The sequence below is a fragment of the Mycobacterium sp. 29Ha genome (genome assembly GCF_032883055.1).
GTDB classification, from domain to species: Bacteria; Actinomycetota; Actinomycetes; order Mycobacteriales; family Mycobacteriaceae; genus Mycobacterium; species Mycobacterium gallinarum.
Genome location: NZ_JAMQTI010000003.1, coordinates 64,558 through 85,243 on the forward strand (window position 1 = coordinate 64,558; position 20,686 = coordinate 85,243).

Below are 20,686 nucleotides of genomic sequence, written 5' to 3' on the forward strand. Positions count from 1 at the left end.
AAGAAAAGGTCAATGCTGGACGGCGCGACTTTGCACTCGAGCGTGAGTCCGCGTTGAGATCGCCTGGGCTTATCCACTGACCTCGACGGGATCGAACTTTACGATCTACAGACGTGGCGAGGCGGCAGAGACCGGGAATGCGGGCGAAGGACAGCGACCGCAGTCATACCTGCCAGATTCTCGACACCGCACTGGCTGAAGGCCAACTCTCCATGGAAGAGCATCGGCAACGGATCGCCACCGCAACCAAGGCCGCGACGCTCGGGGAGCTGCAGGGCTTGCTGACGGATCTTCAACTGCAGAACGCTCCGGTGAAACCTCCGCAGCGGTCGCGCACACCCCGCTGGGTGATCCAGGCTGGGGTCGCCGCCGTTGTCCTGTTGGTGCTGGGCGTCGTCATCAGCTGGGGGTTGTTCGACAACGAGCCACCGGACCGGGGCGAGGCACCGGCCGCGGTGACCGACAGCCGGGGTGGTGACCCCGACGCCGTGACCACCGCGACGCCCAGTGGACCTCGATTGCTTCACTCAGTCGGCGGGATCAACGGCTTGTTCGAGCAGATGCGCGGGAAGTTCGGCGACACCACGGGCTACGAACTGTCGGTGTACACCGACTACGCGGAACTGATCCGCCTGGATCCCGACGACGAACGCTTCGAGGCGCGGTACCGGTACGAAGCCGGAACGTGGAAGGGTCCATACACGAACCCCAGTTCCGGCGCCGACACCGTCGACTTGAGCGCGTTCGACGCGGCAGCGGTCCTAGGGGTCATCCGTGGCATTCCTCAGACGTTTGACCTCAAGCCGATGAACATCATCAGAACCTGGTTCACCGTCGAGCCCGCCGACGACCCGTCCGCACCCGAGGCGGTGACGGGCGCATCAACGTCTCCACGAGCTTCGGCACCGGATTCATCGACCTCGACGGGGCCGGAAACGTCAAAAAGATCGACCAACCTCTCTGAAGGTTTGCCCCTACGATCATCGACGTGGCTGCGCGGCATACACCACGGATGCGGGCGAGGGACACCGACCGTAACGACACCTGCCAGATCCTCGACAGCGCACTCGCCGAGGGGCAACTCTCCATGGAAGAGCATCGCCATCGGGTCGCCCTCGCGACCAAGGCCGGCACACTCGGCGAACTCCAGGACCTGATCACCGACCTGCAGCCGACGAGCGCGCCCGTGACGCCGCGCCCGCGTCGAACGTTCGGGATGAGTGGCAAGGGCCAACTGCTGGTCGCGGCCGCCGTGAGCGGGGTACTGGCGATAGTCATCGTGGTCGGCGTGGTCATCGCCAATAGTTCAGACCCGGATCCCGGGAAGCCGAGCGTCGCAGCGCCCCCAGCGCCCGCAGGTCCGGCCGCGCCGAAGAAGCCCGCGGACCCCGGAGCCGCACCCGACGGCGTGGAGCCGACGGTGCTGAGCCTGCCGAAACAGTTGCACACATTGGGTGGCATGACGGGCCTACTCGACCAGATGCGCGCGCGGTTCGGCGACACCACGGGCATCGAGCTCGCGATTTTTCCCGACCGCGCCATGCTTTTCCGCCCGGACCCCAACGACGATCAGTCAAAACTGCTGTACACGTTCGACAACGGCTGGGGGGATCCCACCAGCAGACCGAGGGACGACGAAGACAACCCCACCGACCTCGGCGCCTTCGATGTGGAGGCGGTGGTGGAGGCTCTACGCGCCGCGCCGGAGATGGTCGGTGTCCAGCCCTCCGATGTCTCAGAGATCGTCGTGGACATCGATGAGGTGCCGGGTCCCGATGGCGCCCCCGCGCTGGAATTGCTGGTGCAGGTGTCCAGCAAGTCCGGCGCGGACGGATACATCTATCTCGACAGCGCGGGCAACACCAAGCGCGTCGAGTACCCCGGCTGACATTTACGATCGTCGTCGTGGCGAACCGGCAAACAGCAGGAACGCGGGCCAAAGACAGCGACCGCAACGACACCTGCCAGATTCTCGACAGCGCGCTCGCCGACGGGCAGCTGTCGATGGAAGAGCACCGCACCCGTGTCGCCCTGGCGACGCAGTCGGAGACGCTCGGCGACCTGCAGTCGCTGATCTCCGACCTGCAGACCGGCAATGCACCCGTTCAGTTACCCGACCTCAAGCGGCAGTCCAAGATGCCGTCGGGCGGCGGAGGGTGGGGAATCCGCCTGGCCGTGGCCGGCGTGCTGGTCGCGCTCGGCATCGGCATCGGCTGGGGCCTCTACGGCAACACCACCTCGCCGCTGAGCTTCACCTCCGATCCGGGTGCCAAGTCCGACGGCATCCCGGGGAAGGTTTTGACGCCGCCCAAGCAGCTCCAGTCGCTCGGTGGTCTCAACGGGCTGCTCGAGCAGATGCGCCAGCAGTTCGGCGACACCATGGGATACGACATGGTGATCTATCCGGAGTACGCGGTGCTGTACCGGCCCGACCCCAGCGATGAGCGCCGCAAGCTGAGCTACACCTATCGCGGCGGGTTCGACGATCCGACCACCTCGGCCAAGAGCGAAGATGACGTCCTGGTGGACCTGGGTGCGTTCGACGTCGAAACAGCGGTCGGCATCCTGCGCGGCGCCGCCGAGACCGTCGGCCTGAACCCCGCCGACGTGAAGAAGGACAGCACCTACCTGACCATCGACCCGGCGAAAGATCCGACGGCCCCCGGCGAACTGACGCTGCGCGCAAACGTGTCGAGTGACTTCGGCAGCGGTTCGGTCACCTTCGCGGGCGACGGCACGGTCAAACGCATCGACGACGTCACCTGACCGCCGGGTTCACGAGGCACCGCGGCGTAACCCTGCGTTGGCGCTGAATATATCGGCGCGATACTATTGGCGGAGGTGTTGGACCGCCGTAACGGAAAGCAAAGGGGGCGATCTGATGTTGGAGCTCGCCATCCTGGGCCTTCTGCTCGAATCCCCCATGCACGGCTACGAGCTGCGTAAACGTCTGACCGGTCTGCTCGGCGCGTTCCGGGCATTTTCCTACGGCTCGCTGTACCCCGCGCTGCGGCGCATGCAGGCCGACGGACTGATCGTGGAGGACGCCGCCCCGGAAGGCATCCCCAAGATGCGCCGCGCGCGACGCGTCTACCGGCTCAGCGAAGCAGGCATCCAACGATTCACCGAACTGGTTGCCGACACCGGCCCCCAGAACTTCTCCGACGACGGATTCGGCGTTCACCTCGCCTTCTTCAACCGCACACCCGCCGAAGCGCGGATGCGGATTCTGGAGGGCCGCCGTCGTCAAGTGGAGGAGCGCCGCGAGGGCCTGCGCGAAGCAGTGGCGCGGGCCAGCAGCTCGATCGACCGCTACACCCGGCAGCTTCACCAGCTCGGGTTGGAGTCCAGCGAGCGCGAAGTGAAATGGCTCAACGAACTGATTGCGGCGGAACGGACCGCGCAGCAACGGGCTGAACAGCCGTAATTACGACCGGGTTGTAGGACAGGGACAGAAGGGAAGAAGCCGTCATGACTTCTAAATCAGACGTGCGCGTCGCGATCGTCGGCGTGGGAAACTGCGCGTCGTCGCTGGTACAGGGCGTGCAGTACTACAGGGACGCCGACGAGAACGCCACGGTTCCCGGCCTGATGCATGTGCGGCTCGGCCCGTACCACGTGCGCGACGTGAAGTTCGTCGCCGCGTTCGACGTCGACGCCAAGAAGGTCGGCTTCGACCTTTCCGAAGCCATCTTCGCGTCGGAGAACAACACCATCAAGATCGCCGACGTGCCGCCCACGAATGTGGTCGTGCAGCGCGGCCCGACGCTCGACGGCATCGGTAAGTACTACGCCGACACCATCGAGGTGTCTGACACCGAGCCGGCCGACGTCGTCAAGATCCTCAAGGACAACGCCGTCGACGTGCTGGTGTCCTACCTGCCCGTCGGCTCGGAAGAGGCCGACAAGTTCTACGCGCAGTGCTGCATCGACGCCGGGGTGGCGTTCGTCAACGCGCTGCCCGTCTTCATCGCCTCCGACCCGGTGTGGGCCAAGAAGTTCGAGGACGCGGGCGTGCCGATCGTCGGCGACGACATCAAGAGCCAGGTCGGCGCGACGATCACCCACCGCGTGATGGCCAAGCTGTTCGAGGACCGCGGCGTGCAGCTGGACCGCACGATGCAGCTCAACGTCGGCGGCAACATGGACTTCCTCAACATGCTCGAGCGCGAGCGCCTCGAGTCGAAGAAGATCTCGAAGACCCAGGCGGTCACCTCGAATCTGCAGCGCGAGTTCAAGACCAAGGACGTCCACATCGGCCCGTCCGATCACGTCGGCTGGCTCGACGACCGCAAGTGGGCGTACGTGCGGCTGGAGGGTCGCGCGTTCGGTGATGTGCCGCTGAACCTGGAGTACAAGCTCGAGGTGTGGGACTCGCCGAACTCGGCGGGCGTCATCATCGACGCGGTGCGTGCCGCCAAGATCGCCAAGGACCGCGGCATCGGCGGACCCGTCGTCGCCGCGTCGGCGTACCTGATGAAGAGCCCGCCGAAGCAGCTGCCCGACGACATTGCTCGCGCCCAGCTCGAAGATTTCATCGAGGGCTGATTCTTCCCGGCGATTTGTGTGCGTTTTGGAGCGGTGAGCGCTCCTGAACGTGCACAAATCGCCGTCAGTTAGGGTCAGCTAATGACCGACATCAGCGCTGATGACGAGCTCGCCTCCCTCTCGGAGTTCACCTTCCTCAAGGAGAACGCCAAGCAGGCCGGTGTGACAGGCTCGCTGCCGTCCGTCGAGCGCATCGACACCGCCGCCATCAGCGCGCTGAAGTTCGGCGATGCCGCGCCACGGGTCGTGTTCCTGCATGGCGGCGGACAGAACGCGCACACCTGGGACACCGTGATCATCGGCCTCGGCGAGCCGGCCCTGTCGATCGATCTGCCGGGGCACGGGCGCTCCGCATGGCGCGAGGACGGCGACTACGGGCCCAAGCTGAATGCCACCGCCATAGAACCCGTCGTGCGTGCGTTCGCGTCGGACGCCGACCTGGTCGTCGGAATGTCGCTGGGTGGGCTCACGGCACTGCGACTGGCGGTCACCGCACCCGAACTCGTCCGCGAGCTGGTTCTCGTCGACGTGACGCCGTCGGCGCCCGAGCGGCACACCGAGATGACCGACGAGCAGAAGGGCACCGTCGCGCTGGTTCAGGGCGAGAAGTCGTTCCCGAGCTTCGACGCGATGCTCGAGGTCACCGTTGCGGCCGCACCGCATCGGGACCGGGAGTCGTTGCGGCGCGGTGTTTTCCACAACGCCAGACGGCTCGATGACGGCACCTGGACATGGCGCTACGACTCGATCCGGGGCGATAAGGGCTACTCAGGTTTTCAGGGGTTGTGGGACGACGTCCCCAAACTCACCACGCCGACGACGTTGGTGCGGGGCGCGAACTCGTTCTTCGTCAACGATGACGATGCCGCCGAATTCGCCCGCATCGCACCGGGATTCCAGAACGTGCACATCGTCGAGGACTCCGGACACTCGGTGCAGAGCGATCAGCCGGTGCGCCTCGTCGAGATCTTGCGCGGGTTGCTCGACTAGGCGCGTCGCCGAATGTAACGGGGTGGCGGGAATTCGCGCGATTCCTCGCCGTGCCGTTACAACCGCCGCGCTCGATCGTTTGATTTCCGTTCATCTGTTGCTTGCCGACTGCTACACCTGTTGTCGTAGGTTTTCGCGCGTCTGGCCGCAGCCCTGGCCGGGCAGCCCAACAGAAGGAACCGCAGCCATGGCGCTCGTGCCTCTCAATCTGCTCGTCACCCACAACGGCAAGTCCAAGCGTCAGCACATCACCTGCGTCTACAAATGCGGCGACGCATGCTCCAAGCCGGTCCCCAACACCAGCGACAATGAGTACTTCGGCGACATCGTCAAAGCCTTGTCGCGCCGCTCGATGCTGCGGGCCGGCGGCATCGCGGTGCTGGCCGTGGGTGCCGGTTCGGCATTGGCCGCCTGTGGAAGCGACGAACAGCCGGCCGCCACACCGACCTCGTCGTCCACGGCCCCCGCCGAGCCGCCCCCGGGCATGAGGTTCACCTCGGTTGCGCCCAACAGCGAGGACGCCGTCGTCATCGCCGACGGCTACCAGCAGGCGGTCGTCATCAGCTGGGGCGACCCCGTGCTGCCCGGTGCGCCCAAGTTCGACGTGGCAGGGCAGACCGGTGCCGCCCAGCGGGCACAATTCGGCTTCAACAACGACTTCGCCGGTCTGCTGCCGATCCCGGGTCAGCAGAACCGCTTCCTGCTGGTGACCAACTTCGAGTACGTCGACCCCGTCTTCATGTTCCCCGGCTACGACAAGGACAAGCCGACTCGTGAACAGTTCGACGTCGAAATCGCCGCCGTCGGCATGGGTGTCGTCGAGGTCGAGCGCACGCCACAGGGCCTCAAGCCCGTGATGGGCCGCTACAACCGGCGGATCACCGCCGACACCCCGATGACGCTCACCGGTCCCGCCGCGGGCACCGACTTCGTCAAGACCGCCGCCGACCCGGCCGGGCGCACCGTCGCAGGCACCTTTGCCAACTGTGCGGGCGGCGTAACCCCCTGGGGCACAGTGCTTTCCGGTGAGGAGAACTTCCAGGACTATTTCGGCGCCGCCGAGGGATCGCCCGCCCCTGCCCCGGTGGACGCCGACCGCCTCGACCGCTACGGCATCTCCGCCGAACCGTCGACACTGCTCTGGGAGACGTTTGACCAACGCTTCGACCTGGTGGCCACGCCCAACGAGCCCAACCGTTTCGGCTACATCGTCGAGCTCAACCCGTGGGATCCGGCCTCGGCGCCGGTGAAGCACTCGGCGATGGGCCGGCTCAAGCACGAGGGCGCCAACATCTACGTCACCGGCGACGGCACCGTGGTCGCGTACACCGGCGACGACGAACGCTTCGACTACATGTACAAATTCGTCTCGAGCAAGAAGATGCGCCCCGGTACCGATCCGGCCGCCATCGCCTACAACATGACGCTGCTCGGTGAGGGCACGCTCTACGTCGCGAAGCTCTCCAGTGACATCCCGGCCAACGAGATCGACGGCTCGGGCAAGCTGCCGTCGAAGGGGTCGTTCAGCGGCGCGGGCACCTGGTTGCCGCTGGTGCGCTCCGGCCCCGACGGGCAGGCCGAGTCGCTGGTCGACGGCTTCTCGCCGCAGGAGGTCGCGGTCTTCACCCGGATGGCCGCCGACAAAGCGGGCGCCACCAAGATGGACCGGCCCGAGGACTTCGAGGCCAACCCGAAGACCGGCAAGGTCTACGTCGCGCTGACCAACAACAACGAGCGCGGCGCCCCCGGGGAGGCCCCACCCGATGCGGCCAACCCGCGCAACGACAACAAGAGCGGCCAGGTCCTCGAGATCACCGACAACCACGCGGGCACCGACTTCACCTGGGATCTGCTGCTGGTGTGCGGCGACCCCGCCGCGGCGGACACCTACTTCGGCGGGTTCGACAAGACGAAGGTCAGCCCGATCTCCTGCCCGGACAACCTGGCGTTCGACAACCACGGCAACCTGTGGATATCGACCGACGGCAACGCGCTCGACTCCAACGACGGGCTGTTCGCAGTCGCGCTTGAAGGTCCTGGCCGCGGTGAGACCAAGCAGTTCCTCACCGTGCCACTCGGCGCGGAGGCGTGCGGCCCGGTCGTCACCGACGATCTGGTGACGGTGTGTGTGCAGCATCCCGGCGAGTACGACGACAACAGCATCGACGACCCGGTGTCACGCTGGCCCGAAGGCGGCAACGGGACGGCACGGCCGTCGGTGGTCGCGGTATGGCGGACCGACGGGAACATCGGCGTCTAGGCGAACGTACGGTTGGAGATGTGAGCTTCCCTTCCCAGAGACAAGTCCGTGTCGGCGTTCAACTGCAACCCCAACATGCACCGCAGTACAGCCACCTCCGCGATGCGGTGCGCCGCTGTGAAGACATCGGTGTCGACGTCGCGTTCAACTGGGATCACTTCTTCCCGCTGTACGGCGACCCCGATGGTGCGCACTACGAATGCTGGACGATGCTCGGCGCATGGGCCGAGCAGACGACCCGGCTGGAAATCGGTGCGCTGGTTACCTGCAACTCGTACCGCAATCCCGAGTTGCTCGCCGATATGGCGCGCACCGTCGACAACATCAGCGACGGCCGGCTGATTCTGGGTATCGGTTCCGGCTGGAAGCAGAAGGACTACGACGAATACGGCTATGAATTCGGTACCGCGGGCAGCCGCCTCGACGACCTCGCGGGCGCGCTGCCGCGGATCACATCCCGGCTTGCCAAACTCAATCCGGCACCGACGCGCGACATTCCGATCCTCATCGGTGGCGGTGGTGAAAAGAAGACATTGCGCCTGGTCGCCCAGTACGGCGACATCTGGCACAGCTTCGCCGACAGCGCCGAGTACCCACGCAAGGCCGAGGTGCTCGACGGCCATTGCGCCGAGGTCGGGCGCGATCCCGCTGAAATCGAGAGGTCAGCGGGTGTCGCGGGCGACGACGAGGACGCGCTGCTCAAGGAGGCCGACGCATTGGCGGGGCTCGGAGTGACCCTGCTGACCGTCGGCGTCAACGGCCCCGACTACGATCTGACGCGGGCGGAGGCTTTGTGTCGCTGGCGCGCGAGTCGCACCGGCTAATTACTGAAGCTGCGTAACTGCTCCGGGTCGGGTATATGCCGTGAGAGGCTTGTACCGCCATGCCCAAGAAGTATGGATTCAAAGAGAAGGACCTCGTGGTGGCGCACGTGGTCAACCTGATTCTGACCGGCAAACTCCGGTCCGGAGATCGAGTGGACCGCAACGAGATTGCGCACGAACTCGGTGTTTCACGGGTGCCCATTCAGGAAGCCGTCGTACAACTCGAGCACGACGGCATCCTATCGACGCAATATCACCGCGGCGCTTACGTGGAGACGTTCGACGAATCCGTCGTCCGCGAGCACCACGAAATCTATGGGATGCTCAGCGGTATCGCGTCGGCACGCGCCGCCGAAGCCCGCAACCCGGCGCACCTCCACCAGCTCAGTACCTTGCTGGACACGATGCGCGCCAACATCGACTCGCGCGCCTTCCAGGACGCGGCGTTTCAATTCCGCGTCCTGATCAACGAGGAGTACTCGGGCCCACGGCTACTCGCCGTCATCCGGGGGTCGCAGTCGTTCCTGCCGCGGGCATTCTGGCCGGCTTACCAAGACAATCACCGGGATCTGCTGCGGTTTCTGGAGGCGGACTACGACGCCGTACGCGCCGGCGACGGCCCGGCCGCGCGCGCCGCCAACAACGGGCGAGCCGCGCTCATGGCGCAGATCATGCTCACCGAACTGGTGCGCCGCGGTGTGCTGCCGCCCCAGGGCGTGGCGCACGTTGAGTTCTGATCGAGCTGAAGGCGGTGCGTCCGGGCCGGAGGTCGATACCTTGCAGGGATGAGCTTCTGTAGGACACTCGCCGTGGCGCTCATCGCACTGCTGGTCGGCAGCATCGGGATGGCCGCCCCCGCGGCGGCCCAGATCGACCAGTGCGCGCCGCCCGGCATCACCAGCGCCAGCGCGCTACCGACCAACCTCGCGGCCGCCGCCACCGGACCCGACGAGGACCGGTACACCACCGCGACAGTGCAGCCGCTGGACTCCATCGACGTCACATCGCTCGGACTGAGCGTGCCGGGCACGCTCACCGTCGGCACATTGTCGGACGCACCGCCGAGCATCTGCATCGACTCGGCGGGTCAGTTCACTGGCTTCGACAACGAGCTACTGCGGGCCATCGCCGAAAAGCTGGGTCTGAGAATCAATTTCGTCGGCACCGAGTTCTCCGGCCTGCTGGCACAGGTGGCGTCGCGACGCTTCGACGTCGGGTCGTCGTCCATCACCACCACCGACGCGCGCCGCCGCACAGTCGGTTTTACCAACGGCTACGACTTCGGCTACTTCTCGCTCGTCGTGCCGACCGGATCGCCGATCACCGGATTCGACAAGCTCGCCGCCGGACAGCGCATCGGCGTCGTGCAAGGCACCGTCCAGGAGGCGTACGTCATCGACACGCTCGGCCTGGATCCCGTCAAATTCCCGGACTACAACACCGTCTACGCCAGCCTCAAAACCCGGCAGATCGACGCCTGGGTGGCGCCGTCACAGCAAGCGTCGGGCACGGTGCAACCGGGCGATCCCGCCGAGATCATCGAAAACACCTTCAGCTTGGACAATTTCGTCGCGTGGGCGGTCGCGAACGACAACCCGCCGCTCATCAACGCGCTGAATTCCGGGCTCGACGCGATCATCGCCGACGGCACCTGGTCGCGGCTCTACACCGATTGGGTGCCGCGCGCGCTGCCGCCCGGATGGAAACCGGGCTCCAAGGCTGCGCCCGCACCGCAGCTGCCCGACTTCACCGCGATCGCCGCCGAGAACCAGGAGGCGCCTACGACTGCGTCCGAGCCCAAGTCGACCCTGTCCCAACTGGCTGCGGCGTTCGGCAACTGGGAGTTGTACAAACAGGCCATTCCCGATCTGTTCAAGACCGGCCTGCCCAACACCCTGATTCTGACGATCAGCGCGGCCGTGATCGGTTTGACGCTCGGCATGGCACTGGCGGTGGCGGGCATCTCCCGGCATCGCTGGCTCCGTTGGCCGGCGCGGGTGTACACCGACATCTTCCGCGGACTGCCCGAAGTGGTGATCATCCTGCTGATCGGACTCGGGCTCGGCCCGGTGGTCGGCGGGCTCACCGGAAACAACCCGTATCCGCTGGGCATCGCCGCCCTTGGGCTGATGGCCGCCGCGTACGTCGGGGAGATCTTCCGGTCAGGCATCCAGAGCGTCGAGTCCGGGCAGATGGAAGCATCACGCGCGCTGGGCTTCTCGTATCCGTCGTCGATGCGCCTGGTGGTGATCCCGCAGGGCATCCGCAGGGTGCTGCCCGCCTTGATGAACCAGTTCATCTCGCTGCTGAAGGCGTCGTCGCTGGTGTACTTCCTCGGGCTGATCGCCACCCAGCGCGAGCTGTTCCAGGTCGGCCGAGACCTCAACGCGCAGACCGGCAACCTGTCGCCACTGGTCGCCGCCGGAATCTTCTACCTGCTGCTCACGGTCCCGCTGACACATTTGGTCAACTACATCGACGGCCGATTGCGGCGCGGCAACAAACCCACCGCGGAAGACGACCCGCTGGAGCTGTCGCGAAGTCAGGAGATGATCTGATGACCAGCCCCGCTGAGCCGGTATCGTTGAGCGCCAACGATATTCACCTGTCGTTCGGTCCCAACGCGGTGCTGCGCGGTGTGGACATCGACGTCCCCGCGGGCGCCACCACAGCGGTCATCGGGCCATCGGGGTCGGGCAAGTCGACATTGTTGCGGACGCTGAACCGGTTGTACGAGCCCGATCGCGGCGACATCCTGCTCGACGGCCGGTCGGTACTGGCCGACAATCCGGACCAGTTGCGGCAGCGCATCGGAATGGTCTTCCAGCAGTTCAACCTCTTTCCGCACCGCAGCGTGCTGGACAACGTGACGCTGGCGCCGCGCAAGCTCAAGCGGCTCGACGCCGAGCAGGCGCGCGAACTCGGGTTGGCCCAACTGGACCGCGTCGGACTGAGGCACAAGGCCGGGGTGCGCCCGTCGACCCTGTCCGGCGGGCAGCAACAGCGGGTGGCGATCGCGCGGGCGCTGGCGATGGCGCCGCAGGTGATGTTCTTCGACGAAGCCACCTCCGCGCTGGACCCCGAGTTGGTGAAGGGCGTCCTGGCGCTCATCGCCGAGCTCGGCGCCGATGGCATGACGATGATCGTCGTCACCCACGAGATGGGGTTCGCCCAATCGGCGTCGGACTCCGTGGTGTTCATGGACCACGGGAAGGTCGTCGAGTCCGGCTCACCCGACCAAGTGTTCGGGGCCGCCGAGACGGACCGGCTCCAACGCTTCCTTTCGCAAGTTCTCTGAGCTTTTACGTGCTCGTCACACAACTTGGCAGCCTCAGACAGGTTAGACTGCCGAAATTATGGTGGAGACCGAACCGCAGGTCGCTGAGCTGGCCGGAGAGCTGCAGCGCGTCCTCTCCCGCGTGTTCTCCGTGCTCCGCCGGAGCGATCCCAGTCGGGATGCCGCCACCGGCGATCTGACTCTTGCCCAGTTGTCGATTCTGCTGACCCTGCTGGAGCAGGGACCGATCAGGATGACCGAGCTCGCCGCGCACGAACGGGTGCGCACACCCACGACGACGGTCGCGATCCGCCGGCTGGAGAAACTCGGGCTGGTGAAGCGCTCCCGCGACCCCTCCGACCTACGGGCGGTCCTGGTCGACATCACCCCCGAGGGCCTGGCCCAGCATCAGGAAGCGCTGGCCAATCGGCGGGCCTTCCTGGCCAAGCTGCTCGAAAAGCTCGGACCCGAAGACCTCGAGACGCTGACCAAGGCGCTGGTCCCGCTCGAGCGCATCGCCGAATAACCCCTCAGCCCAACCAGTCCAGCACCGCCGCGGCGGTCCATGACTGCTGCATGCTGCCCAACGGTTCTCCGGTGAACGGTTCGTAGTACTCGGCGAAGGTGCCGTCGCTGACCTGCCGCAGCCCTTCGCGCCGAAGGATCAGCGACCGTTCGGCCCAGCCGCGACGCGCGAAGCACCACGAGAACAGCCACGTCGTCACCGGCCAGACCGGCCCACGCCAGTACTCGCGGGGGCGGAAGTCGCGCGACACCGGCGACGTCGTCGGAATCAGCGCGAACTTCAGGTCCGGATGCCCGCAGAAGCGCGGCCCTTCCAACAGCCGCAGCAAGGCACGCTCCTTGTCGTGCGGCAGCCCGCCACACAGCAGCGGCGCGAACTGCGCGACCGTCTCGGTGGCTATCCACTTCTCGGCCCGCACGTCGTAATCCCTTGCCGCGCCGTTACGTTCGTCGGCGGTTTCGACGACGCCCCTGCGGAACCGTTCGGCCCAGGCGTACAGGTCCCGCACGTCGGAGCGTGGCCGCTTGTAGTCCTCGCCGATCTCGGCCAGCACATCGCACGCCACGGCGAGGATCGCCGATACGAACACGTCCTCGACGGCGAAGCTCATCACCTTGGGTAGCAGCTCGTCGTCGTAACGAGCCGACTTCATCTCCTCGAGCAGCCACAGATAGCGGTCGTACTCGATGTCCGACGGCCGCTGGCTGGCGTCAGTGACGATCGCGTTGTCCGCACGCTGATATTCAGGCAGCCGGCCGGGGACGACATTGGCGTAGGCGCTGTCCCACCGCGGCGAGTTGTCCATGCCGGACTCCCAGCCGTGGTACATCGTGACCCGGCCGCGCGCTCTGGGGTCGCGGGCCTCGGCAAGCCAGCGGTGCCACCGGACCAGGTCGTCCCACCGGCGGTCGAGAAACGCCTCGGCGACGGCGCGGGTCGACCGGCCACGACTGCGGGCGTGGTCAAGGATGCGCTGGACCGCGATCGCGTGCACCGGCGGCTGCGTGATGCCCGATGTGTGGCGGTTACGTGGGGCGTTGGCGGCAAGCGCTGACGTGGCCCACCTCGCCGGTCCTGGGAAGTATCCGTCCACGCCGTTGGCGAAGACGATGTGCGGGATCATGCCGTTGGCCCACTGCGCCGACAGCAGGGTGTCGAGCTCGACGACGGCGCGTTCGACACTCAGCGGAGCCAGCCCGATCGCCACGAAAGCGGCGTCCCAGCTCCACATATGCGGATACAGCAGCGGCGCCGCCGTGGTCATGGTGCCCAGGTCGTTGCCACGCAAAAGATACGCGGCGCGGGCCGCCAGTTGCGTCGGCGCGAAGCCGGAATCGTGGGCCATCGTGTCAATGATGCGACGGCCGGGCACGAGTTGCAGGTCGGTAGGGTGACTTCGTGTCGAATGTCGCCGCCGACGCGGCCCGGATGCCGAATGTCGCCGCCGACGCGGCCCGGATGCCGACGGCGATGATCACCGGGGCCTCGCGCGGGCTCGGTGCGGCCATCGCCCGCGCACTCGCACCTACCCACACGTTGTTCCTCGCGGGGCGGCCGTCGGCGGAACTCGACGCGGTCGCCGCCGAGTACGGGGCCACCACCTGGCCGGTCGATTTCGGTGACCTCGACGCCATCGAGGTCGCCGTCGAACCGATCGTCGAGCTGGACGTCCTGATCCACAATGCGGGCGTCGCGTACCCGGCCACCGTTCCGGATTCGACAGTCGACGAGTGGCGCTCCACCATGATCGTGAATGTCGTTGGCCCGGTGGCACTTACGCTGCCGCTGCTGCCTGCACTGCGCGCAGCCAGAGGCCACGTCGTCTTCGTGAACTCCGGGGCGGGCATCAACGCGTCTCCCGGCCTGGCGTCCTACACCGCGAGCAAATTCGCACTACGCGGGTTCGCGGACTCCCTGCGCAACGACGAGCCGTCGCTGCGGGTGACCTCGGTGCACCCGGGCCGGATCGCGACCGAGATGCAGGAAGGTCTGGTCGCCTACGAGGGCCGTGAGTATGACCCGTCGAAATACCTGAGCCCCGAAACTGTCGCCAAAGTCATAGCCCACGCGGTCAACGCGCCGCCCGACGCGCACATCCACGAGGTGATCGTCCGACCCCGATAGCGATTTCGGTGTCGACAGTCGCGGTGAGCGCGACCGGCTACACCGAAATCGCGTTTCGGATGATGGCGGTCACACGATCGGGATATTCAGTTAGGTCCAGCCAGGTGAAGCGCAGCACCTGCCACCCCATCAGCATGATGTTGTTCTGACGCAATCGGTCCGCGTGGAAGTCTTCGGTAGCGCTGTGGAACGCAAGCCCGTCAACTTCTATCGCCACCTTCTGTCTAGGGAACCCGACGTCAACCTTGTAGCCACCGAGGGGGTAATTCGTCCGCCAACCGGTGATGCCCGCTTCGCGCAGGCATCTGACGAGAAGGCGTTCGGCGACAGACCGTGCGCCATCAGAAGCCGCCTGCAGGCGTATTCGCGCTGCCGGCGCCCCGTAACGACCCTTGTTCCGCAAGTGCGCGTCCCACAGCTCGCGCAGCTGGACATCCTGTTGAAGGGCCTTGTCCATGATCTTCACCCCACCGCGCTGCCTGACTGCTGCCTCGATGACCGTCAACGGCAGTGCGGTTACACGCAGGCCACGCCGCTCGACAATGTCGGCGAGGGACAAGTCGCGCCTGCGCATGACCGAACCTGGCTTCGATCGCCCACTTCCGTTCCGTGGCAATGTCACTTCGACGCGATCCGGCGCGAAGTTGGTAAGACCGTGCCACCATGCGGCCGCCAGGCCGCTCGCTACTGCAAGGTCGCCGTAGGCCCATACCGTGGCGCGGACTCGCGCAGCGTCGGTGAAGGGCCGGTCGTCGGAGAAGTAGACGCCAGGCGCGCATCTCCGAAACTGACCGGACTGCACTCGCCGATTGACGGCGTGCTTGCTCAGTCCCACATCGCGAGCCTGTCGCAGTGTCAACACACCGTCGTGTCGACGCAGATACTCGTTGAGCACTTAGACAAGGACGTAGCGCTGGTCCGCCGGGTTCCCTAGCCGGCGATTTCGGTGTCAACAGTCGCGGTGAGCGCGACCGACCACACCGAAATCGCAGTCAGGCGACGATGTTGACCAGCCGACCCGCCACCACGATCACCTTTTTCGGCGTCTTGCCGTCGAGAAACTCCTGCACCTTGGCATCGGCGAGCGCTGCGGCCTCCAGCGCATCGGCATCGGCGTCGGCGGGCACAGTGATGCGTCCGCGGACCTTGCCGTTGATCTGTACCGGCAGTTCGACGGTGTCCTCGACGAGGTACTGCGGGTCGGCCACCGGGAACGGCCCGTGCGCCAGCGAGGTGTCGTGGCCCAGCCGCCGCCACAGCTCTTCGGCGAGATGCGGCGCCAACGGCGCGACCATCAGCACCAACGGCTCCAATGCCGCCCGCGCCGTCACCCCCTGCTTGGTCAAGTGGTTGGTGTACTCGATCAGTTTGGCCGCGGCGGTGTTGTTGCGCAGGTTTGTGTAGTCGTCGGATACTCCGGCGATCGTGCGGTGCAACACCCGCAGGGTGTCGTCGTCCAACGCCTCGTGGGCAGCCGACCGCTCGGCGCCGGTCTGCTCGTCGACCACCAACCGCCACACCCGTTGCAGGAAGCGGTAGGCGCCGACGACATCCTTTGTCGCCCATGGCCGCGACGCCTCCAACGGGCCCATCGACATCTCGTAGACCCGCAGCGTGTCCGCGCCGTAGTCGTCGCAGATCTCGTCGGGCGACACCGAGTTCTTCAGGCTCTTCCCGATCTTGCCGAACTCCTGGAAGACCTCGATCTCACCGTCGGGTGCGCGCCAGTAGAACTTTCCGTCGCGTTCGACGACCTCGGCGGCAGGCACGTACGAACCGCGCGCGTCCGTGTAGGCGAACGCCTGGATGTAGCCCTGGTTGACCAGCCGGCGGTAGGGCTCGCGCGACGACACATGGCCGAGGTCGTAGAGCACCTTGTGCCAGAAGCGGCAGTACAGCAGATGCAGCACCGCGTGCTCGACGCCACCCACGTACAGGTCGACGCCCCCGGGATCGTCCGGCCCGTGCTCGGCCGGGCGCGGTCCCATCCAGTACGCCTCGTTCTCCTTGGCGCACAACTCTTCCTTGTTGAGCGGGTCGGTGTAGCGCAACTCGTACCAGGAGCTCGCCGCCCACTGCGGCATGACGTTGGTGTCGCGGGTGTAGGGCTGCAGGCCGTCGCCGAGATCCATCTCGACGTGCACCCATTCGGTCGCCTTGCCCAGCGGCGGCGACGGCTCGCTGTCGGCATCGTCGGGATCGAACTGCACCGGGGCGTAATCCGGAATGTCGGGCAGCTCTACGGGCAGCGCGGATTCGGGCAACGGATGTGCCCGGCCGTCGGCGTCGTAGACGATCGGGAACGGCTCGCCCCAATACCGTTGCCGCGCGAACAACCAGTCGCGCAGCTTGTACTCGACGCGGGCCTGCCCGCGCCCGTCGGCGACCAGCCGATTGGTGATGGCCTCCTTCGCCGATGCGACGGACAGCCCGTTCAGATAGTCCGAGTTGACCAGCTCGCCGTCGCCGGAGTAGGCCTGCAGCGAAATGTCGCCGCCGGCAATCACTTCGGTGATCGGCAGGCCGAACGTCGTGGCGAATTCCCAGTCGCGCTGATCGTGACCGGGCACCGCCATGATGGCCCCGGTGCCGTATCCCAGCAGCACGTAGTCGGCGATGAACACCGGAACCTGTTGGCCGTTGGCCGGATTCGTCGCATACGCGCCGAGGAACACGCCGGTCTTGGTCTTGTTCTCCTGACGCTCCAGATCCGACTTGGCTCCGACGGTCGCGCGGTAGGCCGCGACCGCCTCGGCGGGGGTCGCCGCATCGAACGTCCAGCGTGGGTCGGCGTCGGCGGGCCACTGGCCGGCCACAAGCCTGTCGACCAACTCGTGTTCAGGCGCCAGCACCAGGTACGTCGCGCCGAACAGCGTGTCGGGCCTGGTGGTGAACACCTCGATGTCGCCGGCGTCGGTCGCGAACTGGACCGCCGCACCGGTGGACCGGCCGATCCAGTTGCGCTGCATGGTCTTGACCTTGTCCGGCCAGTCCAGCAGGTCGAGATCGTCGAGCAGCCGGTCAGAGTAAGCGGTGATGCGCATCATCCACTGCCGCAGGCGTTTCCGGAACACCGGGAAGTTGCCGCGGTCACTTCGCCCGTCGGAGGTGACCTCCTCGTTGGCCAGCACCGTGCCCAGACCCGGGCACCAGTTGACCAGCGAGTCCGCCCGGTACACCAGTCGGTACGAGTCGACGACATCGGCGCGCTCACCGGCGCTCAACTCCGACCAAACCCGGCCATCATCCAACGTCCGGCTACCCGAATCGAATTCGGCGATCAGCTCGGCGATCGGCCGCGCTTTGTCCACCGACGGGTCGAACCAGGCGTTGTAGATCTGCAGGAAGATCCACTGCGTCCACTTGTAGAAGTCGACGTCGGTGGTCGAGAAGCTTCGCCGTGCATCGTGCCCCAGCCCCAGCCTGCCCAGCTGGCGGCGGAAGTTGACGATGTTGGCCTCGGTCCTGGTGCGCGGATGCGTCCCGGTCTGAATCGCGTACTGCTCGGCGGGTAGACCGAAGGCATCGAAACCCAACGCGTGCAACACATTACGCCCGGTCATCCGGTAGTAGCGGGCATAGACGTCGGTGGCGATGTAGCCGAGCGGATGTCCGACGTGCAGGCCCTCCCCCGACGGGTACGGAAACATGTCCTGCACGAACATCTTGTCGGCGGGGACAGGGCCGCGATCAGGCTCGGCCAGCGAGCCCACCGGGTTGGGCACATTGAACGTCCCGGAGTCCGCCCAGCGCTGCTGCCAGGCACGCTCGATCTGCCCGGCCAGCTCCGCGGTATAGCGGTGCTGCGGGGCATCAGTGCCGGCGTCGGGCGATTCAGTCACGTGAACAGGGTATAAGCCCGCCGATCGTGCTCTCGCCGGCCACAGGTTGGTCTCGGTTACGTCACCGGTCGGTCAGAGCTTGATCCCAGGTCGGTTCCGGCCCTGGTGACCGTCGCTTCGCCGTGGATACAGTCGGCGCCTGACCACATGGCTGACGAGCCCGACAGTGAAAGGACCGACGGCGATGAACGACAACGCCCGACGCTGGAGGACTCCGGCTACCGGTGTGGCTGCGGCCACCGTCGGCGTCCTCTTCTTCGCCGGCGTCCCCGCCGCGGCCCAGCCACTGCAGCCGGTCGCGCCGCAGCCCGGTCCCGCCGTGGTGTCGCAGACCGCGGCGACACCCAACGCCGCCCTCACCCCCGCCGTTCCCAACACGGCGTTGACCGTCCCCGCCGCACCCAACGCCGCGCTGGCGGTCCCGTCGACACCGAATCCCGCGGTCGCACCGGCGATGGCCAACCCCGCCCTGACCCCGGCGACGCCGGTCGCCGCCGCGGCCGCGCCCGGCGGCGTCACGGCCCCGCAGGTCGCCGCCCCGGCGGCGGTACCGATCACCCCCGCCAACGCGGGCACGCTGTCGGACTTCTTCCAGTCCAAGGGCGTGGCGATGGAACCTCAGGTCAGCCAGAACTTCAAGGCCCTCAACATCGTGCTGCCGATGCCGAGGGGCTGGGCACACGTGCCGGATCCGAATGTGCCCGACGCGTTCGCCGTGATCGCCGACCGCGTGGGCGGCAATGGCCTGTACTCCTCGAACGCCCAGGTCGTGGTGTACAAGCTGGTCGGCGACTTCGACCCGCGCGAGGCGATCAGCCACGGGTTCGTCGACAGCCAGCAGCTTCCCGCCTGGCGGTCCACCAACGGGTCGATCGCCGAGGTCGCCGGGCTGCCGACGTCGACCATCGAAGGCACCTACCGCGACAACTCCATGACGCTGGACACGTCGCGCCGACACATCATCGCCACCGCGGGTCCGGACAAGTACCTGGTGTCGCTGGCGGTGACCACTAGCGTGGACCAGGTCGTCGCGGCGGCCGACGCCACCGACGCGATCGTGCGGGGCTTCAAGGTCGGCGTCCCCGGCGCAACCCCGCCCCCGGGAACCCCGCCCCCGGGCGCACCCGCTCCCGCACCGCAGGGTCAGCCGGCTGCGCCCGCCCCCGCGGCTCCGGCCATTGGACTAACTGGATAACAGGGCCTGTTCCCCCGGGCGAAGCCTGGCGCCCGGGGGGACGCCCTGAACCCAAGAACCGCCGCCTCGTATTCTGTGGCGCATGTTCATCGTCGCGGTGTTGTGCCTGTGCGCCGCAGTCGCGATCGCAGGTCTCGGTGTTTGGCTGCTGACTCGGCCACGGACGGCGGATCCGATCCAATCTGTGCTCCGCGGGGTGGCCCCGACCCAGCTCGCCGCCGCGGCGATGCTGGCCTCCGCAGGCACCGTGGCGCTCTCAAGCCACCCCGACACCGCGCTCGTCGTGGTCGTCGTCTGCGTAATCGGTGCCGTGAGCACGGTCGCGGCCGGCTGCTGGCAGGCGGCCAAGGTCATCGCGAGCCGAGAGGCGGCCGCTGCGGGCGGTGCGGACGGTTGTGGTGGTGCCTGCGCGACATGCACGCTGTCATGCGGCTGAACGGTTGGCGCGCAGCGCTTTTCAGTTGCGGCTGATATCGATTGGGTGCGTCGCGAGTAGCGACAGCGGCAGCGGCTGACGGCGCAGGACCCGAGCCCACAAGTCCATCCGGGGCTCGGCGAGTACGTCGGTTGGCAACGCGGACAGCACAATCCAGTCGTCGCGCTCGATCTCACCCTCCAGCTGACCGATGGTCCACCCCGAGTAACCGGCGAAAATCCGCACCCCTTCGACCACCGGTGCGATCGAATCGGGTTCGGCGTCGAGATCCACCATCACCATGCGGCCCTGCACGTGACGCAACCCGGGCAGGCCGGCCGGGTCCATACCGACCCGCAGGGTCGCCAGGCACAGTGCGGCGTCGCGCTTGACGGGGCCCCCGATGAACATCGTCTTCGGTTTGGTGGCCAGCTTCGCCCATTGCGGCAGCACGTTGTAGACCGCGGTCTCGCTGGGCCGGTTCAGCACCACACCCAGCGTGCCGCCGTCGTTGTGCTCGACGATGTAGATGACACTGCGCCGGAACGTCGGCTCGAGCAGGTCGGTGTTGGCGAGCAGGAGTGTGCCCGCGCGGACCCGGTGTTTCGCAGGCGCTATGAAGTCCTCCGGGTCCTCTGAGTGCGCCATCACACCATCATCGCATCAGCAACCAGCGAACGTGGCG

19 protein-coding genes are annotated in these 20,686 nt (G+C 66.6%); 15 read left to right on the forward strand and 4 right to left on the reverse strand.

Features of this window, described 5'->3' with window-relative positions:
• Positions 1–113: 113 nt before the first annotated feature.
• From M1248_RS04970 to M1248_RS05025, 12 genes are all read left to right on the forward strand, one after another.
• Positions 114–1,157 carry a DUF1707 domain-containing protein gene (locus M1248_RS04970; RefSeq protein ID WP_317147731.1) on the forward strand — a complete coding sequence of 348 codons (1,044 nt, stop codon included), beginning with the start codon at positions 114–116 and terminating at the stop codon, positions 1,155–1,157.
• The gene (locus M1248_RS04975; RefSeq protein ID WP_317147855.1) at positions 1,052–1,888 is read left to right on the forward strand and encodes a DUF1707 domain-containing protein; all 837 of its coding nucleotides are present in this window, start codon (positions 1,052–1,054) and stop codon (positions 1,886–1,888) included. The genes M1248_RS04970 and M1248_RS04975 overlap by 106 nt, the downstream gene beginning before the upstream one ends.
• A 17-nt stretch (positions 1,889–1,905) precedes the next feature.
• Positions 1,906–2,766, forward strand: coding sequence for a DUF1707 domain-containing protein (locus M1248_RS04980; RefSeq protein ID WP_163732517.1), 861 nt, complete (start codon positions 1,906–1,908; stop codon positions 2,764–2,766).
• 115 nt (positions 2,767–2,881) lie between these two features.
• Positions 2,882–3,427: a PadR family transcriptional regulator gene (locus tag M1248_RS04985; protein WP_163688827.1), complete on the forward strand. Its 546-nt coding sequence runs from the start codon at positions 2,882–2,884 to the stop codon at positions 3,425–3,427.
• 44 nt (positions 3,428–3,471) lie between these two features.
• Positions 3,472–4,548: an inositol-3-phosphate synthase gene (locus M1248_RS04990; protein WP_317147732.1), complete on the forward strand. Its 1,077-nt coding sequence runs from the start codon at positions 3,472–3,474 to the stop codon at positions 4,546–4,548.
• An 81-nt stretch (positions 4,549–4,629) separates the two neighbouring features.
• Positions 4,630–5,538: an alpha/beta fold hydrolase gene (locus tag M1248_RS04995; RefSeq protein WP_163732524.1), complete on the forward strand. Its 909-nt coding sequence runs from the start codon at positions 4,630–4,632 to the stop codon at positions 5,536–5,538.
• A gap of 187 nt (positions 5,539–5,725) precedes the next feature.
• A complete protein-coding gene (locus M1248_RS05000; RefSeq protein ID WP_317147733.1) occupies positions 5,726–7,798 on the forward strand; it encodes a PhoX family phosphatase in 2,073 nt (690 codons plus the stop codon).
• A 20-nt stretch (positions 7,799–7,818) separates the two neighbouring features.
• A complete protein-coding gene (locus M1248_RS05005) occupies positions 7,819–8,622 on the forward strand; it encodes an LLM class F420-dependent oxidoreductase (RefSeq protein ID WP_163732530.1) in 804 nt (267 codons plus the stop codon).
• A gap of 59 nt (positions 8,623–8,681) precedes the next feature.
• Positions 8,682–9,359, forward strand: a complete 678-nt coding sequence (locus tag M1248_RS05010; RefSeq protein WP_317147734.1) for a GntR family transcriptional regulator — start codon at positions 8,682–8,684, stop codon at positions 9,357–9,359.
• 48 nt (positions 9,360–9,407) lie between these two features.
• The gene (locus M1248_RS05015; protein WP_317147735.1) at positions 9,408–11,180 is read left to right on the forward strand and encodes an ABC transporter substrate-binding protein/permease; all 1,773 of its coding nucleotides are present in this window, start codon (positions 9,408–9,410) and stop codon (positions 11,178–11,180) included.
• Entirely contained in the window at positions 11,180–11,920 is a 741-nt protein-coding gene (locus M1248_RS05020) for an amino acid ABC transporter ATP-binding protein (protein ID WP_317147736.1), read from the forward strand. Before M1248_RS05015 ends, M1248_RS05020 begins: the two co-directional genes overlap by 1 nt.
• A gap of 58 nt (positions 11,921–11,978) precedes the next feature.
• On the forward strand, positions 11,979–12,425 hold the full coding sequence (locus M1248_RS05025; RefSeq protein ID WP_163732543.1) for a MarR family winged helix-turn-helix transcriptional regulator: 447 nt from the start codon (positions 11,979–11,981) through the stop codon (positions 12,423–12,425).
• 4 nt (positions 12,426–12,429) lie between these two features.
• Here M1248_RS05025 and ggh read toward each other — a convergent pair whose 3' ends face one another.
• Positions 12,430–13,770, reverse strand: coding sequence for a glucosylglycerate hydrolase (gene ggh, locus M1248_RS05030; RefSeq protein WP_317147737.1), 1,341 nt, complete (start codon positions 13,768–13,770; stop codon positions 12,430–12,432).
• Between the two features lie 113 nt (positions 13,771–13,883).
• On the opposite strand from ggh, the gene M1248_RS05035 reads away from it, so the two are divergent.
• Positions 13,884–14,549, forward strand: a complete 666-nt coding sequence (locus M1248_RS05035) for an SDR family oxidoreductase (RefSeq protein ID WP_317147856.1) — start codon at positions 13,884–13,886, stop codon at positions 14,547–14,549.
• A gap of 37 nt (positions 14,550–14,586) precedes the next feature.
• On the opposite strand, the gene M1248_RS05040 is transcribed toward M1248_RS05035, so the two are convergent.
• Together M1248_RS05040 and leuS are read right to left on the reverse strand one after the other, a co-directional pair.
• Positions 14,587–15,444, reverse strand: a complete 858-nt coding sequence (locus M1248_RS05040; RefSeq protein WP_317147738.1) for a DUF559 domain-containing protein — start codon at positions 15,442–15,444, stop codon at positions 14,587–14,589.
• A gap of 97 nt (positions 15,445–15,541) precedes the next feature.
• Complete coding sequence (gene leuS / locus M1248_RS05045) at positions 15,542–18,391, reverse strand: leucine--tRNA ligase (protein WP_317147739.1); 2,850 nt, start codon at positions 18,389–18,391, stop codon at positions 15,542–15,544.
• A gap of 184 nt (positions 18,392–18,575) precedes the next feature.
• Here leuS and M1248_RS05050 point away from each other — a divergent pair, with 184 nt between their 5' ends.
• Together M1248_RS05050 and M1248_RS05055 are read left to right on the forward strand one after the other, a co-directional pair.
• Complete coding sequence (locus M1248_RS05050) at positions 18,576–19,586, forward strand: LpqN/LpqT family lipoprotein (protein WP_317147740.1); 1,011 nt, start codon at positions 18,576–18,578, stop codon at positions 19,584–19,586.
• An 82-nt stretch (positions 19,587–19,668) separates the two neighbouring features.
• Positions 19,669–20,022: a hypothetical protein gene (locus M1248_RS05055; RefSeq protein ID WP_163732558.1), complete on the forward strand. Its 354-nt coding sequence runs from the start codon at positions 19,669–19,671 to the stop codon at positions 20,020–20,022.
• Between the two features lie 21 nt (positions 20,023–20,043).
• Here the strand turns inward: M1248_RS05055 and M1248_RS05060 are convergent, their stop codons facing one another.
• Entirely contained in the window at positions 20,044–20,649 is a 606-nt protein-coding gene (locus M1248_RS05060) for a YqgE/AlgH family protein (RefSeq protein ID WP_163732561.1), read from the reverse strand.
• Positions 20,650–20,686 lie beyond the last annotated feature (37 nt).

Excerpts from the sequence above, each read along its gene's own strand:
- M1248_RS05015 (WP_317147735.1), top strand. The coding sequence starts at position 9,408 with ATGAGCTTCTGTAGGACACTCGCCGTGGCGCTCATCGCACTGCTGGTC.
- M1248_RS05010 (WP_317147734.1), top strand. The coding sequence starts at position 8,682 with ATGCCCAAGAAGTATGGATTCAAAGAGAAGGACCTCGTGGTGGCGCAC.
- ggh (WP_317147737.1), bottom strand. The coding sequence starts at position 13,770 with ATGGCCCACGATTCCGGCTTCGCGCCGACGCAACTGGCGGCCCGCGCC.
- M1248_RS05035 (WP_317147856.1), top strand. The coding sequence starts at position 13,884 with ATGCCGACGGCGATGATCACCGGGGCCTCGCGCGGGCTCGGTGCGGCC.
- M1248_RS05025 (WP_163732543.1), top strand. The coding sequence starts at position 11,979 with ATGGTGGAGACCGAACCGCAGGTCGCTGAGCTGGCCGGAGAGCTGCAG.
- M1248_RS05050 (WP_317147740.1), top strand. The coding sequence starts at position 18,576 with ATGAACGACAACGCCCGACGCTGGAGGACTCCGGCTACCGGTGTGGCT.
- M1248_RS05060 (WP_163732561.1), bottom strand. The coding sequence starts at position 20,649 with ATGGCGCACTCAGAGGACCCGGAGGACTTCATAGCGCCTGCGAAACAC.
- M1248_RS04990 (WP_317147732.1), top strand. The coding sequence starts at position 3,472 with ATGACTTCTAAATCAGACGTGCGCGTCGCGATCGTCGGCGTGGGAAAC.
- M1248_RS04995 (WP_163732524.1), top strand. The coding sequence starts at position 4,630 with ATGACCGACATCAGCGCTGATGACGAGCTCGCCTCCCTCTCGGAGTTC.
- M1248_RS04985 (WP_163688827.1), top strand. The coding sequence starts at position 2,882 with ATGTTGGAGCTCGCCATCCTGGGCCTTCTGCTCGAATCCCCCATGCAC.
- M1248_RS05020 (WP_317147736.1), top strand. The coding sequence starts at position 11,180 with ATGACCAGCCCCGCTGAGCCGGTATCGTTGAGCGCCAACGATATTCAC.
- M1248_RS05055 (WP_163732558.1), top strand. The coding sequence starts at position 19,669 with ATGTTCATCGTCGCGGTGTTGTGCCTGTGCGCCGCAGTCGCGATCGCA.
- M1248_RS05000 (WP_317147733.1), top strand. The coding sequence starts at position 5,726 with ATGGCGCTCGTGCCTCTCAATCTGCTCGTCACCCACAACGGCAAGTCC.